The organism is Pedobacter sp. BAL39, from assembly GCF_000170795.1.
GTDB lineage: Bacteria > Bacteroidota > Bacteroidia > Sphingobacteriales > Sphingobacteriaceae > Pedobacter.
This window is the reverse complement of sequence record NZ_ABCM01000025.1, coordinates 25,863-41,781: the sequence shown is the minus strand read 5'-3', so window position 1 is coordinate 41,781 and position 15,919 is coordinate 25,863. Positions and strand designations below refer to the sequence as shown.

The window sequence follows — 15,919 nt, the reverse complement described above, 5'->3', positions numbered from 1 at the left end:
GGTAAATACAGGGCTAAAACGATTATATTTTATTTCCAACAAATTTATTACAAGGCAAATAGCCCTGACGCCAAAATGAAAATGCACTGCTGATGACCAAAGTTGTGCATAGTTGGGAAAAGATGATGGATAGAAGCATCTGATAGTTCTGAACTTCAAGCTAATCCAAAGAAAAAGAAGATAACGTCAGGTTAGGAGATCTATATATTTTTTCGTAAATTCAAGGTAACCAAATCATAAACGTTATGAACATACTCACGAAAATTCAGCATTGGGGTGACCGCAATCATCCGAAGTGGATCGACTATTTGAGGATCGTGCTCGGCATAGTACTCATCTGGAAAGGATTTGCTTTTGCATTTAACCTGCATGCATTTACGACGCTGATGGAAGATGCCGGTCTTGGCACTTCAGTATCCATTAGTCTCGTAGCCCATCTGATCATCTTCCTGCACATCGTAGGTGGTTTGCTGATTGCTTTGGGATCCCATACACGTACATTTTGCTTACTGAACCTGCCCATTCTCATTGTTGCAGTGTTCTTTGTGAACCTCTCGCAGGATGTATTCCGTCCTTACGCAGAGTTGTGGTTATCCTGCCTGGTACTCATTGGCCTGATTACTTTTTTTATTGAGGGCGATGGGATCCTCTCTATAGAATACAGCAAGAACAGCATAGCTGCTACAGAGTAGCTTTGAACTTTCATAGATAAACAGTAGATGTTAGGGTTGTGTGGTTTCCACACGGCCCTTTTTTATACCACCTGGCCTACTAACAGACCTTGCTTCAGCCCCGAATAATGTCCTCTGAGCGTGTGAAGATGAATATCCGCAATTCGTGATCAGTACCAACTTGATTTTGTGACTACTGCAATCACAAAGCATGACGCGCATCATGTAAAAAAAACAGGTGACTCCCTAGATTTATACTAAGGAATTCATCCTTCACCAAAATATAAACGTCATGAAACTACTCACTAAAATTCAGCAATGGGGTGATCAGCATCATCCAAAATGGGTAGACTATTTAAGAATAGTCCTGGGGATCGTATTGATCTGGAAAGGCATTGCCTTTGCACTCAACCTTCATGCTTTTACAGATTTGATGGAAGGTTCTCAATTAGGCGCCTCTGTTTCCATCAGCCTTCTGGCACACGTCATCATCGTATTACACCTGGTGGGTGGCATCCTGATTGTCCTGGGTTCCCACACAAGGTTATTCTGCCTCCTCAACTTGCCGATACTGCTGGTTTCCCTGGTATTTGTCGATCTCTCTCAAAGTATACTCAGTCCATATTCACAGATATGGCTTGCGGTGATTGTATTTGCTGGCCTAATCTGTTTTATGATAGAAGGAGATGGCATGCTTTCCATTGAACATGAAGAGCATCCGGCCGCTTAGCTTACACGAATCCTCAAACACACAGATAATAACCCGGAACTGAAGCGGCTGATGCTGCTTCGGTTTTTTTATGGCCAATGCAATCTATGCAAGAACCACATCCATAACCTTCCAAATTGTCTATATTTACAGATCATCAACAAGGCCTGGTATGTACCTGCTAGAAGAAATCATCACTGACATCATGCCCCTTTCTGAACAGTCAATGAAAAGGCTTATTGCCGAATTTCAGGAAGTCAAACATCCTCGTGGCACGCACCTTTTCCGACAGCATGAAATCGATAAAACCCTTTACTTTATCAAATCCGGCGTAGCCAGGGCTTACAATCAGTCAGCTACTACAGATGTGACCTTTTGGTTTGGTATGGAAGGGAGTTCTGCGTTGTCTTACAACAGTTACATGAAAGGCACATGCGGATACGAGAGTGTGGAGCTGTTGGAAAACAGTATACTTTATGAGATCGCGCATCCAAACCTTGAGTTGCTTTACAACACCGATATAGAGATTGCTAACTGGGGTCGGAAGCTCGTCGAAAAGGAAATCATCAAAGTAGAAGAGCGATTGATTTCCAGATTGCTCTTCAATGCCGGCGACCGTTATAAGGAACTGATGCAACATCATCCAGAGCTGTTAAAGAGAGTTCAGCTGAGCTACATTGCCTCCTATCTTGGCATTACACCAGTATCATTAAGCCGGATACGCGCTGGGATCAGGTAATTTCTTATCATTTGTTTAGCTACATTCCCCTGCAGATTGCGGAGCTTTGCATCATGAACTGGATATTTTTGATTATTGCAGGATTGTTTGAAGTAGCATTTGCGTCCTGCCTCGGAAAAATGAAAGAAACCACAGGAAATACTGCTATCATCTGGGGAGCGGGATTCCTCATCTGTCTCTCCATTAGCATGCTCCTGTTGCTCAAGGCGACGCAGACCTTACCTATCGGAACAGCATATGCCGTATGGACAGGAATTGGTGCAGTTGGGACCGTATTGGTGGGTATTCTCGTTTTCAATGAACCAGCCAGCTTTTGGCGGATAATCTTCATTACTACGCTGATCTGTTCCATCATTGGCCTAAAGGCAGTTTCCTCACATTAATAGAACTGCTGCTGAATCTTCATCTTGTCGAAACAAATTCAGCAACGATTGCACTATGATACTCAACAAAAGCGACGCACATCGCTTTCCGGGATGTGTAAATGTCCTTTTTGGTAAAAAATAGGAATGAATGATTAATGGATCATTTTGAAAAGCAGCTCTTTTAGCAGCTCACCATCCGTGGTATTTCCTGTGCTATCGACGCCCTTACTCTTGAGGTCGTACTCCCTGAGCAAACTGATGATATCGAAAGTTTTGTTCAGATTGTAACTCCGGGCAGCAGCTTCATAATCCTTCACAAAATAGGGATTGACGCCCAGTTCCTTAGCGGCGTCACCTTTATTCTGCAGGTAATGATACTTTAGTATTTTTGTAAAATAGGCGTTCAGGTTGGCCATTACCATCACCATTGGGTTTGCCTTGGGATTGTCAGCAAAGTAATTGATGATCTGGTTACATTTTAATACATTTCGCGACGCCAGTGCCTTCTGGAGCTCGAATACGTTATATTCTTTACTGATACCGATATTTTTCTGAACAAGGTCTGTATCAATAATTGTTTCTTTGCTGATGTTGAGCATCAGCTTCTCCAGCTCATTGGAAATCTTGGACAGGTCAGTACCAAGATATTCCGCCATCAGTGCCGACGCCTGCGGTGCTATCTTATACCCTTTCTCTTTTACCAGGTCATCAATCCAGCCCGCCAGCTTGTAATCACGCACCAAATCCGACTGGAAGACAACACCGCTCTTATCAATGGCCTTATAAATCTTCTTCCGCTTGTCGAAATTCGCATATTTATAGCCCAGCACCAGGATTGTGCTGGGCAATGGCTTCTCAAAGTAACTGAGTACAAATCCGGCTTCTTTACTACTTCCCTCTGTTTCCTTTGCCCATTTAAGATCCTGAGCCTCCTTGACCACAATCAACTGATAATCAGACATCATCGGAAAGCGCTTGGCCGCATTCATGATTGTAGCCATATCGGTATCCTTTCCGTAAAGTACCGTCTGATTGAAGCCCTTTTCCATATCGTTCAGGATATGTTCCTCCATATAATGGATAATCTGGTCTATATAGTAAGGTTCTTCCCCATGTAAGAGATAGACAGGTTTGAACTTTCTCGCTTTGATATCTTTGATTATGTCGGCAGCACTCATATATTTATCCAAATGTAACGGCTAAAAACTAAATATTAAAGGTTATTTTTGCACATAATGGCATTTACACCCACTGCACTCAACCTACCGCCCTACCCTTTCCGGATCACGCTAAAGGACAACAGGCATTTCATTTTTGATGAAGTACGTAAAAAACACCTCGTGCTGACTCCCGAAGAATGGGTGAGACAGCACTTTATCCAATACCTGATCCTGGAGAAAAAATTCCCGAAATCACTGATACAGATTGAAGGAGGACTGAACCTGAACCAGCTTCAAAAGAGAAGTGACATTGTCATCTTCAATACAGATGGGCAACGCATCATGGTGATTGAATGTAAAGCCCCCTCCGTCAGCATCACACAGGCAGTATTTGATCAGGCCGCCCGTTACAATTCTGTACATAAGGCAAAATGGCTGGTCGTTACCAATGGTCTGAGACATTGTTATGCACAAATTGATCACCTGGAGGAGAGATTCTGTTTCAGTCAGGAGCTACCTGAATATACAGCGCTTTAAAATCAGGCATACATCTACGAACATCACATCAGCGGCTTCCGGTTTCCAGACATCCCGATTGCTGACCAAACAACTGAATAATGGGATGACTAACCGAATGATTGATCTACTGACCGAATGACTGAACTACTGACAGACTGATTGATCATTCAATTATCAACAACCTTCATTCAGCCTACTCAATTTAGTATCTTTGCCATATGACCGTCGCAGAATTAGAAGACTATTTTTCAGGTATTGAACTACCAAAGACCCTGGAACTATATCCAGGAACCAAGCTCAACGATGTGGCCCATTGCGTGGATACGCATCTGAATGTGCTGAAAATCTACGGTAATGTGCGGCCCTATGAGTGCTTCTACGACCGTCTGCTGAAGATCAAAGAATTTGTAGATCAGGCTCAGGAGAACGAAGCCGACTAAGCCTGTACTGCCGCGGACTAAGGCCCCAATGTTGTTTGAACCGCTTGTTGAAGTGGCTTACATCCGTAAAATTAAACTCCGCAGCCAGCTCAGCAATGGATGCCGATCCCTGTAGCAATTTCCTTGCAATAATCGTTTGTCTGCACTCGTTAATGTATGCCTGCAGATTCATCCCCAGATGCTGTTTGAAATACAAACCAATGTAATGGACAGAAAGACCATGTTTGGCAGCAAGCGCTGCAGCACTAAGCTTTTCTGGTTGGGAGATGTGCCTGTTGATGTATGACAGGAGCAATTCAACCGACTTTCTCCGGTCTGGTGCCACTTTAAGCTCCGCAATAGTGCCAGTACCATAACTGAGGTTCCGCTCAATCAGAGACACTAAGGCAATCAGCTGAATATAAATGACAGCTTCATTATGTTGCACCTCATCTTTGAGCAGGGCCAGCAGTTCAAAAATCCGCTCTACCACAAGCAGGTCCTGTGCTGAAAAGGTAACTTTGATGTTCAGCAATGACCGCCCCTTCTTCAGACCCGCAAATTCTTCTGTCCAGGCCTTCTGCAGAGTTTTCAGCTTTCCCTTACCGTATTCAGAAAAACGTACATTGATCAGTTCAGAAACTGTATCAATTTCAAATGAATGTTCATCCTGAGGACTTACAAAAAACAGATCCCCGGGTCCGAACGTCATCACTTCGCCATTCAGGTGATGTTTCCCCCGACCCGATTTGATGAAAATAAACTGATAGTAATTGTGAATGTGCAGATGCTTCTCCACATGTGTTACTTCCTGCGCTGTAATCACCAGGGAATCAAATTGCCGTTCTTGTGCCATCATGAAAATATACCTAAAAATAATAAAATCATACCTGAACTACCCCCATAGTAATGTCAAACTTTGTCCCTTAACAAATCAATAAACTGACTATCGCAAATGAAAGACGTCAACATCAGCCCGGGAGTGATCCGCGGCACACTCAGCTTAAAACGAAAACAATTCCTCACACCACACTATATCAGAGTTGTCCTGACCGGTGCAGACCTCCCTCAGTTTGCCCACCTCACTGTAGGCGCGAACAACAAGATATTCATACCGGCAAAAGCCCCGGAACAGCACATCTCGCGAAGAACCTATACGCTCCGTGCACTCGACATGGAAGCCGCGGAAATGACGATCGACTTCGTTGCACATGGTGATGAAGGGCCGGCCTCTGCCTGGGCCATCAATGCCCGGGAAGGTGATCAGCTGGAAGTGGCCATGAAAGATAAAACCAGCGCCCTGTATCCTGCAGCCGACTGGTACCTGCTGGCAGGCGACCATACTGCTTTACCAGTCATCAGCGTGATGCTGGAAACCCTGCCTGCGGAAGCCAAAGGCATTGCATTGATCCATGTTCATGATCCTGAAGACATGCTGCCCATAAAAACCAATTCACAGGTAGAGATCAAATGGATCTTTGGCGAGCCCCATAATCTCGACATCCTGCTGGAAGCCGTCACCAATGTGCTCATCCCCTCGTACAGCACCAGATATATCTTTACCGCTGCTGAAGCCGGAGTGGTCAGACATCTGAGAAATTATTTTACGGAAATAGGCATCCGGCGGGAAGAACTCTCCGCTTACGGCTACTGGAAGAAAGGAGTATCAGAAGATCAATCTCAGTCTGAAAGACAGCAAGACAGGAAAACCAGCTAATTTACAATACTGCAGACCCGCACAACATGTAAACTACATAGTTCGCAACTATAATAACACGTAGACCAGCATAAGATGCTAAACTTAACATCACAAGATTAACCTCCATAAAAAGACTGGCTTCTATGGCGAATTACGCCTCATAACAAGATGGGCATCCAAAAATGGTGCTGACAAAAAAAGACCTGCGTACGATGAGGACATGTAAAATCTTTCCTTCAAAAGATTTTGAGTCCGAAGCGTATACAGGTCTTTTTTTAACCTTCAACAGCGAGCAGCTGGCAGCTACACCAAAGATGCCATTTGGCTTTCTATGATTGCTATTTTAGCTTCCGCATCTGCCTTTTTATTTCTTTCATTCTGAATGATTTCCGGTTTGGCATTCTGCACGAAACGCTCATTACCAAGTTTAGCATCTACCGATTTAAGGAATCCTTGCAGGTAAGTCAGTTCAGCGGTCAGCCTTTCTTTCTCTGCTTCCACATCTATGGTTTCATTCAGCTGGATAAAGAACTCGTCGTTCCCTACCATAAAACCCGCGGCCCCGGCCACTTTATCCGCAACAAACTCCACATCGCTGATGTTTGCCAGCTTGGAGATGATGTTCAGCCATTTTTTATAATCGATAGCCGAATTCACTTTAATACACAGTGGCAACGCTTCTTTTGGAGAGATCTGCTTGGTGTTGCGTACATTTCTGATTTCAGCAACCAGGCCTTTCACCACATCCACATCTTTCAGCAGCTGTGCATCTGAAGCGCCAACAGTTGGATAGGAAGCTACGATACAGCAATCCATTTCCTCTTTTTCGCCGAACAGCTCATCGTGCCATAACTCTTCCGTAAGGAAAGGCATGTAAGGATGCAGCAGGGTCAGGATCTTCTCAAAGAAGCCAATGGTCACGCGCAGCGTTTCTGCATCAATAGGATGCTGATAAGCAGGCTTCACCATCTCCAGATACCAGGCACAGAAATCGTCCCATACCAGTTTATAAGACGTCATCAGTGCTTCTGACAAACGGTATTGTTTAAAGTTTTCTTCAATCTCTGCCAATGCCTCGTTGAAGCGGCTTTCAAACCAAAGGATCGCCTGTCCATTAGGGTTAGGTAACGACGCATCGACCTCCCATCCTTTTACCAGGCGGAAGGCATTCCATATTTTATTGGCGAAGTTACGCCCTTGTTCACAATAGCTTTCGTCGAACATCAGGTCATTTCCGGCAGGAGAACACAACAGCATCCCTACCCTTACACCATCTGCGCCATATTTCTCAATCAACCCGATTGGATCCGGCGAGTTGCCCAGCGACTTGGACATCTTACGGCCGAGCTTATCACGTACAATACCCGTCAGGTACACATTGGTAAAAGGCTTTGCCCCTCTGAACTCATGTCCAGCCATGATCATTCTCGCTACCCAGAAGAATAAAATTTCCGGTGCCGTAACCAGATCATTGGTCGGATAGTAGTAGTTGATCTCTTTATTGTCAGGATTTTTAAACCCATCAAATACAGATATTGGCCATAACCACGAGGAGAACCAGGTATCCATCACATCAGGATCCTGATGAACGAATGGTGCCAGCTGGTTTTTGAAACCCGCAGCCTCAGCCTCCGTAAATACACCATCAATGTCTTTCAGCTTCAGGAATTCCTCGAGCGCGCCTTCCTTGGTTTTAGATACCACCCAGTTACCCTTGTCGTCATACCAGGCAGGGATCTGCTGCCCCCACCATAGCTGCCGACTGATGTTCCAGTCGCGCACATTTTCCATCCAGTGGCGGTAAGTATTCACAAACTTCTCAGGAATAAGCTTCACCTCACCATTTAACACATCATCCAGTGCCGGTTTAGCCATTTCATCCATCTTACAGAACCACTGCATGGAAAGCTTCGGCTCAATGGCCGCATCAGTACGTTCCGAGAAACCCACCTGCGATTTATAATCTTCGACCTTCTCCAGGTGCCCAGCCTCATCCAGCAGTTTGGCGACCTTCTTCCTTGCGATAAAGCGATCTTCACCAACGAGGATCACCGCCAGCTCATTCAGTGTACCATCATCATTGAGAATGTCAATCACCGGAAGCTTGTGTTTTACACCAAGCTCGTAATCATTCAGGTCATGCGCCGGTGTCACCTTGAGACAGCCGGTACCGAAGTCCATTGTGACATATTCATCCTCAATCACAGGAATCTCCCTGTTGATCAGCGGTACAAAAACCTTCTTACCCTTCAGGTGGAAATAACGTTCATCATTGGGGTTGATGCAGATGGCCGCATCCGCCATGATGGTCTCCGGACGTGTCGTAGCGATCGTCAGAAATTCCTGATCGTTACCCCCGGACACCGTATACCGGATATAATATAGTTTTTGATTAACCTCTTTACGGATTACTTCTTCATCAGATACCGCTGTTTTTCCCGCAGGATCCCAGTTCACCATCCGTACGCCACGGTAAATCCGTCCTTTTTTGTACAGGTGAATGAACGAGTCAATCACCGCATCTGAAAGGTCATCCTCCATTGTGAAACGCGTCCTGTCCCAATCGCAGCTCGCACCAAGCTTCTTCAATTGCTCCAGGATAATTCCTCCGTACTTCTCCTTCCACTCCCATGCATATTTCAGAAACTCTTCCCTGCTCAGGTCTTTTTTGTCAATCCCACGTTCCTTCAGCATCGCTACCACCTTAGCTTCCGTTGCAATAGATGCGTGATCCGTTCCTGGTACCCAGCAGGCATTTTTACCTTGCATACGTGCACGACGGATCAGGACATCCTGAATCGTGTTGTTGAGCATATGGCCCATGTGTAATACCCCCGTCACATTCGGTGGCGGAATCACAATCGTATAAGGCTCGCGCTCATCAGGCTCAGAATGGAAAAACTTTTTGGACATCCAGTAGCTGTACCATTTATCTTCAGTTGCTGCCGGATCGTATTTTGTAGAAATGCTCATTATTAAGAAAAAGTATCTGTTGAAGCACAAAAATAGCTTTTTAATACGGAAAGAAAAAAGCCGTCAGTTATTCGCCTTCCCAAATGTTTTTTTGAAGGAGAAAACATTTGCATGTCGGCTTATAACCGCGGGCTTTTTTCCGCATCCGGAAAAGCATGTTGTTCATTTTTGTTGGTTCAGCAATTCTTTTCTCAATTTTCTGCGATGATTTAACCAAGCCAATCATCACACTTCAATCTTCATCATTAGCCAAACTTCTGTTGCAGGCATACCGTTTACGTTCATGCTTGAAACTGTCTTCATTTCGCGTATGAACGATGGTGTTTTCCAGGAAACAGCCATGATGATTACTCAAATAAACACTGGATCGCTTCCTCTGTTGGCAGTATCCTGATTCCCGCGTCTTTAAAATTTTCCAGGTCCTTGTCTCTGGTAACCATGATATCCATCGCCGCGACTGATTTTGCGGCAAATATTTGAATTGCATCTTCAAAGTCCTCATGATTGGAGAGAACGCTTTCTTTGATAATTGAGGTATCTATAGCAATCAGATCAATATAATCCATCGTCAAGTAGAGCAGATCACGCAATTGTTGCTCTCCCATTTCTTTTCTAAGCACATAATGTGTTGTAGCATACGAATGTGAGGAAGTATAAAGCCTGACTTTCTTCCTCTCTGCAAGATCAAACAATTCTATCGCGGATTTACTAAAAGGAACCCGGTCTCCCAGAAGATCGATAAGAACATTGGTATCAACAAATACATTTCTCATAAGTGTTTGCGATCCAGGTAAGCACGGAGTTCTTTCTTCTCATCAAAATTAGCAGGCAACTTAACCGCTCCAACTAGCTTTTTTAATTTAGGAGACAGCTGGCTAGTATCCGTTCCCTCTTCTCCCAATGTTTCCAGATATCGCCCAACCAATTCAGACAAACTTTTCCCTGTCCTTTCAGCATATAGGCCTGCTTTTTTAATTACTTCTTCCTCGACGACTAATGTCAGCTTTTTTTTCATGATACGTGGCCTTCTATTGAAGTTACGTAATTGTTCAGAAACTTGAATGTTTAGTAGCATAATAATAAATCTTGTTTTCTTAAGACAAAACACAGACACCTTAATAGGAAACCAGATTTCATCAACAAGAACACAAACTTAATAAACAAACTTTAAAGACAAAAGATTTAATTTAAAGAACAAAAAAGCTACTAAAGATGCTCAAAGGAACATAAAGACAGTGAAAATGAGTATTATATCTGGTGTACTGCCATAAAGCCAATCAATTCCAACTTTTCTGTCAAAGTCTTTTTTTGAAAAATAAACGCGCCTGTCAGCTACTTTTGAAAGTGAAAAAAAAAATTAATTACTTCCGCTTCAACATAAAAAACGGCCTAAAAAACGCAAATAAATAAAAATTCAACCTAAAATATATTCGCCAGTAATTTATCCGGTCCTCCGGTCAGCATTCACGACAATCTCCACTTCAGCACATTTTTTTTAAACCCGCATACAATATTTGACCTGGATTGACGTCTTTATATGTGAGAGCGTTAATTTAGATGAAGCGGGAGTGGTCGGAGATCATTCCCGCTTTCTTTTTCATCCATGTCTAACCCTACTATTGATTTCACATCAAAAAGACATCTGGCATATCGTCTGGAAAAACACCCTAAACACATTGAATGAGGATACCTCAACACACTCAAATAAAATGCATCAAACATTGAATGAGGACACCTCAACACACTCAATAAAATGCATCACACTCAAAAAAACATCTCTCGTCAATATTTCACATCTCAAAATCATACACAAACCACATTCCCAAAAACCTTTTTCCGCTCCCAACCTGCGCCATACCGGATTCCTTCCTTTCCGGCAAAACCACCATCACATCTGTTTCACAAATTCGGATTTGCCACCTGCATATGCGAAATTACCAATGGATGATGCAAAAAAAAACCGGTGTGCGATGAGGACATGTAAAATCTTTCCTTCAAAAGATTTTGAGTCCGAAGCGCATACCGGCTTTTTTTTTTAAAGAAGAAAGACTATTTGAGCAAATGCAGCATGAAGTAATCCGTAACTTTCTGATACAGATGTGCCCGGTCTTTGCCGGTCACATTGTGCTCATGTCCAGGGTAGATCATATAGTCAACCTGCACATTTTTATCGACTGCATGTTTCACAAAATCTACCGTATTTTGTTGTAGCACTACCGGATCCTGCAGGCCGTGGATCAGGAGCAGATTTCCTTTCAGGTTTTGCACTTTGTCCGACAGGTTGGTTGCGGCGAAGCCTTCAGGATTTTCCTGAGGAGTATCCATATAACGTTCGGTGTACATTACTTCATAGAAGTTCCAGTTGATGACCGGACCGCCCGCAACCGCGGCTTTAAACACACCGGGGTGTGTCAGCATGAAGTCGACTGTATTGAAACCGCCAAAGCTCCATCCAAAGAGGCCCATGCGCTCCGTATCTGCATAAGGAAGACCCTTTAGGTATCCCACTGCTTTCATCATATCCTGCATCTGCACATCGCCAACCCTGCGAAACATCGATTGTTCAAAAGCCTTGCCCCTGTTATCGCTACCACGGGTGTCGATGGTAAGCACCACATAACCACGTTGCGCCATATACCGGAACCAGTAGTCGCCAGCACCGGCGTTCCAGCTGTTGGTGATGAGCTGGGCATGGGAGCCACCATACCAATACACCACTGCGGGGTGTTTTTTAGTACTGTCGGCGCCACTCATGCCTACCGGTTTGTAGAGGCTACAATAGAGGTCGTCGCCAGTATCACTTTTAATGGTAAATATAGAAGAGCTTGCCGTGGCGTAGTCGGCCAATGGGTTTACAGCTTTCAGCAGCACCTTTTCTTTTCCTGTAGCAGGCTCCAGCACCTGTATGATGCGGGGCTGATCAGGCTTACTGTATTGATCGATGACAGACTTCCCAGAGCTGCTGACCTGTGCATTATGAACAGCGAAGCCTTTCGTCATCCGTGTAGATTTAGCTGATTTTATATTCAGGGAATAGAGGTTTCTGGTGATGGGTGATTCCGCTGTCGACACATAAAATAGCTGATCGCCGTTCGTAGTGAAGCCTTTTACCTCCAGCACTTCCCAGTTCCCTTTTGTCAGCTGCTTCAGGAGTTTACCACTGAGGTCGAATAAGTAGAGGTGGTTCCAACCGTCGCGGTTACTTTGCCAGATAAATCTGGAGGCATCATTTTTCAGAAACAACATGGGCACCAGCGGCTCCACGTATTTACTGTCTTTTTCTTCGAACAGCGTTTTCATGAAGTTCCCTGTTGTTGCATCATATTGGTTCAGTTTCATATGGTTCTGCCCACGGTTGACGACGGCGATAAAGATGTATTTGTCATCCGGGCTCCAGGCGATGTTAGTAAGATACTGTTCCGCAGGCTCACCAGTTTTCAGGTAAACTGTAGTTTTTGTTGCTGCGTTGTAAACACCTACGGTAACATGGTGACTCTTATCACCGGCCATAGGGTATTTGATGTTCACATTTTTGGCAGGGCGCGAGGTCCAGTCGACAATAGGATAATCTGTCACCATGCTCTGATCCATCCTGTAGAAGGCCAGCTGGTTGCCCGAGTTGCTCCAGAACGTACCTTTAGAAATGCCAAACTCATCACGGTGTACCGAGGAAGCGTAAACGATATCGCTGCTGCCATCTGAGGTCACTTGTTTTACATCAGCGCCTTTCGCAACAAAGAGGTTAGATTGATCCAGGTAGGCCACATAACCGGCACTTCCCTCTTCTACATTTGCTTTTTGTCCGAGCTCTGCCGTCAGTATTGTCCTGTAGGTATTTTTTACAGGGTCAAATGCCACTTTAGCACCGTTGATGTACATGATCCATTCAGGCCCCTCATTAAAGATGATATATGGCATCGCCTGCACCGTATCCTGCCCCGCTGTATGAAGTTTTTTATTGAGCTGCGATAAGGAGAGGAAGGTGTGTTCTGAGGGGTCATTTGCCTTTCCGCTCATCCATTCCACCACGTCGCCAGACCTTTTCGCATACACGTATTCCTCCGTTCCATAGATGAACTGAAGTTGAGGCATGGTTTGCGGTGCCAATGTAGTACGCGCATTCGTCATTGCATCCTGCATGGTCAGCATTTTTTGCTGTGCAACACCGAACAGTGAGGCGCAGAGCAGCTGACTTAATAATAAAAATTTCTTCATCTTTTTTGAATTGATGGGCCAAATGTAACAATTAACAGCGGTTGCAAACAACAGCTACCCTCCCGACCCGAGCCCTATATTTTATAGAGCACACAATAAAATATGTTAAAAAATGTTAAATAGATATAAATACTCCAAGCTATGAAAGCGATTAAGATATTTTCTTTCACACATGATGTCATGAGGAAGATTGGGTTAGCGAAGTTGTATTACTGGTTCAACAAGTAATATTTTTATTGGAATTAAGGTTTCCTACCTGTCATTCTCTACATTCGGCCTTTAAGAAATAGCAAGTAAAGCGGCATGGCGCTTTGCCAGGGCTATTTCAAGAATTAACTAACTACCTTTTATGCATACAAACCTGAAAAGCCTTTTCGCTGTTTGCGGGATGCTGGCCGTCGGCTATTCCGCTCAATCACAGTCTACCACAAAATTTATCGATCCTGCGAATATGGATCTTTCCGTGAAACCCGGCGATGATTTTTATCAATATGCCAGCGGTACCTGGATCAAGAACAATCCCGTTCCAGCCAAGGAAACGCGCTGGGGAAGCTTCAACCTGCTCCGCGACTTCAACATCAATGCGGTGAAAGGATTGGTGGAAGCCGCTGCTGCCGACCAGTCCGCCCCTGCAGGATCTGTCACCAGAAGAGTTGGCGACTTCTATGCAGCGGCTATGGACAGTGCAGCGATAGAAAAACTGGGTTACCAACCCATCAAGGCGGATCTCGCCACAGTGAAAGCCATAAAGGACCTGAAGGGGGTTTTGATGCAGGCTACCCTTATGCGTACTTCCGGAATCGGCAGCCCGATGTTCGGGTTTTACGTGGGCCAGGACCGCAAGAATGTCACCAAATATATGGTACAGTTCAGTCAGGGCGGAACGACATTGCCGGATCGGGACTATTACCTGAAAGACGACAGCCGAAGTGTTAAAATACGCGGCGCCTATACAGAGTATATGGTCAGCCTGTTTACACTTACCGGCGGCACTGCCGATGAGGCCACCAGAAAAGCCACTACAGTAATGGCGATCGAAAAGCAGCTTGCCCAAGCACAGATGAGCCGTGTAGAGCAGCGTGATCCCTATAAAACCTATAACAAATTTACCGTTGCAGCCTTCAGTAAAACCACGCCGAACATCAACTGGAGCACGATGCTCAACAACCTTAAAGTAACCGGCCAGGATACGGTGCTTGTATCTGCACCCAAGTTTTTCGTGACACTTGACGCCATGCTGAAGTCCGTCCCCGTGGCCGACTGGAAGACCTACCTGGAATGGAACGTCCTTAAATCGGCGGCTCCAAACCTCAGCAGTCCCTTCGTAAATGCGAGTTTTGCTTTCAGCCAGGCACAGTCGGGCCAAAAAGTACAGACGCCAAGATGGCAACGCATGTCGCAGCTGACCGATGGCACCATTGGCGAGTTGCTCGGCCAGCTATATGTCGCAAAATACTTCAAACCAGAGGCAAAGTTGCGCATGACGGAGCTCATCGACAACCTGCGTAAGGCTTTCGAGATCAGGATCAAAAACCTCGACTGGATGAGTGCTGCAACGAAAGAAAAAGCACTTGCCAAGCTGCATGCCTTTGTTCCAAAAATTGGCTATCCTGAAAAATGGAAGACCTACGATGGACTACAAATACGGCGCGAAACCTATTTTCAAAACCTGCGCAATGCGGGTGTATGGGGATACAACGATATGATCCGCCAGCTGGGTAAACCCGTTGACCGTATGCGTTTCGGCATGACACCACCAACGGTAAATGCTTATTACAGTCCGACGATGAATGAAATTGTTTTCCCTGCCGGTATTCTTCAGTTTCCTTTCTTTGATCCCAATGCCGACGATGCTGTAAATTATGGTGGTATCGGTGCCGTCATCGGACACGAGATGTCACATGGCTTTGATGATTCCGGAAGTCAGTACGATAAAGATGGGAACCTGCGCAACTGGTGGACCGACGAAGACAAGCAGAAGTTCGAAGCAAAAACCAAGGCACTTGGAGAACAGTTTGATGCCTATACCGTGTTGGATACCATCCATGTTATTGGCAAACTGACCATGGGCGAGAACATTGGCGACCTTGGTGGGCTGAACGCCGCATATACCGCCTTCAAGCTCACCAAACAAGGTCAGTCGACAGAAAAGATCGACGGTTTTACACCCGACCAGCGCTTTTTCCTTTCCTGGGCACAGGTATGGAGGGGCAATATTCTCGACGAAACTGCCGCTCAGCTGATCAAAACAGATCCGCATTCGCCAGGTCCATATAGAACCATCGGTGCACCGGTAAACATGGACGCCTGGTATGAGGCTTTCGACGTCAAACCCGGTGACAAATTGTATAAAAAACCTGAAGATAGGATAAGAATGTGGTAACTGACCCTGAATGGCCTGCGGCGCACAATATTTGCCTTGCAGGCCATTTTGTCTTTGCCCGCTCATC

General features: G+C 45.0%; 14 protein-coding genes. 8 read left to right on the top strand and 6 right to left on the bottom strand.

Translation table 11 applies throughout. The features are described from left to right. The first annotated feature begins 245 nt into the window (after positions 1-245). The 4 genes from PBAL39_RS22325 to PBAL39_RS22310 all read left to right on the top strand — a co-directional run bounded on the left by PBAL39_RS22325 (position 246) and on the right by PBAL39_RS22310 (position 2,502). Positions 246-692, top strand: coding sequence for a DoxX family protein (locus PBAL39_RS22325; RefSeq protein WP_008245933.1), 447 nt, complete (start codon positions 246-248; stop codon positions 690-692). Positions 693-963: 271 nt separating this feature from the next. Then, positions 964-1,401, top strand: coding sequence for a DoxX family protein (locus PBAL39_RS22320; protein ID WP_008245932.1), 438 nt, complete (start codon positions 964-966; stop codon positions 1,399-1,401). 151 nt (positions 1,402-1,552) lie between these two features. Beyond that, positions 1,553-2,119 carry a Crp/Fnr family transcriptional regulator gene (locus tag PBAL39_RS22315; protein WP_039867483.1) on the top strand — a complete coding sequence of 189 codons (567 nt, stop codon included), beginning with the start codon at positions 1,553-1,555 and terminating at the stop codon, positions 2,117-2,119. Between the two features lie 53 nt (positions 2,120-2,172). After that, positions 2,173-2,502, top strand: coding sequence for a multidrug efflux SMR transporter (locus tag PBAL39_RS22310; RefSeq protein WP_039867457.1), 330 nt, complete (start codon positions 2,173-2,175; stop codon positions 2,500-2,502). A gap of 134 nt (positions 2,503-2,636) precedes the next feature. Here the strand turns inward: PBAL39_RS22310 and holA are convergent, their stop codons facing one another. Next, positions 2,637-3,662 carry a DNA polymerase III subunit delta gene (gene holA / locus PBAL39_RS22305; RefSeq protein WP_008245929.1) on the bottom strand — a complete coding sequence of 342 codons (1,026 nt, stop codon included), beginning with the start codon at positions 3,660-3,662 and terminating at the stop codon, positions 2,637-2,639. Positions 3,663-3,719: 57 nt separating this feature from the next. Between holA and PBAL39_RS22300 the strand changes: the two genes are divergently transcribed. Further along, a complete protein-coding gene (locus PBAL39_RS22300) occupies positions 3,720-4,181 on the top strand; it encodes a type I restriction enzyme HsdR N-terminal domain-containing protein (RefSeq protein ID WP_008245928.1) in 462 nt (153 codons plus the stop codon). A 200-nt stretch (positions 4,182-4,381) separates the two neighbouring features. Next, entirely contained in the window at positions 4,382-4,603 is a 222-nt protein-coding gene (locus tag PBAL39_RS25475; RefSeq protein ID WP_157274175.1) for a hypothetical protein, read from the top strand. Here the strand turns inward: PBAL39_RS25475 and PBAL39_RS22295 are convergent. Further along, a complete protein-coding gene (locus PBAL39_RS22295; protein WP_008245925.1) occupies positions 4,560-5,441 on the bottom strand; it encodes a helix-turn-helix domain-containing protein in 882 nt (293 codons plus the stop codon). The genes PBAL39_RS25475 and PBAL39_RS22295 overlap by 44 nt on opposite strands. Before the next feature lie 96 nt (positions 5,442-5,537). Between PBAL39_RS22295 and PBAL39_RS22290 the strand changes: the two genes are divergently transcribed. Continuing rightward, the gene (locus PBAL39_RS22290) at positions 5,538-6,299 is read left to right on the top strand and encodes a siderophore-interacting protein (RefSeq protein ID WP_008245923.1); all 762 of its coding nucleotides are present in this window, start codon (positions 5,538-5,540) and stop codon (positions 6,297-6,299) included. Positions 6,300-6,584: 285 nt separating this feature from the next. Here PBAL39_RS22290 and PBAL39_RS22285 read toward each other — a convergent pair whose 3' ends face one another. The 4 genes from PBAL39_RS22285 to PBAL39_RS22265 all read right to left on the bottom strand — a co-directional run bounded on the left by PBAL39_RS22285 (position 6,585) and on the right by PBAL39_RS22265 (position 13,469). After that, complete coding sequence (locus PBAL39_RS22285) at positions 6,585-9,254, bottom strand: valine--tRNA ligase (RefSeq protein ID WP_008245920.1); 2,670 nt, start codon at positions 9,252-9,254, stop codon at positions 6,585-6,587. Between the two features lie 347 nt (positions 9,255-9,601). Further along, on the bottom strand, positions 9,602-10,027 hold the full coding sequence (locus PBAL39_RS22280) for a PIN domain-containing protein (protein WP_008245914.1): 426 nt from the start codon (positions 10,025-10,027) through the stop codon (positions 9,602-9,604). Beyond that, a complete protein-coding gene (locus PBAL39_RS22275) occupies positions 10,024-10,269 on the bottom strand; it encodes a DUF6364 family protein (RefSeq protein WP_039867479.1) in 246 nt (81 codons plus the stop codon). Before PBAL39_RS22275 ends, PBAL39_RS22280 begins: the two co-directional genes overlap by 4 nt. Positions 10,270-11,303: 1,034 nt before the next feature. After that, complete coding sequence (locus tag PBAL39_RS22265; RefSeq protein ID WP_008245894.1) at positions 11,304-13,469, bottom strand: DPP IV N-terminal domain-containing protein; 2,166 nt, start codon at positions 13,467-13,469, stop codon at positions 11,304-11,306. Positions 13,470-13,818: 349 nt separating this feature from the next. Between PBAL39_RS22265 and PBAL39_RS22260 the strand changes: the two genes are divergently transcribed. Further along, on the top strand, positions 13,819-15,852 hold the full coding sequence (locus PBAL39_RS22260) for a M13 family metallopeptidase (protein ID WP_008245893.1): 2,034 nt from the start codon (positions 13,819-13,821) through the stop codon (positions 15,850-15,852). Positions 15,853-15,919: the final 67 nt, after the last annotated feature.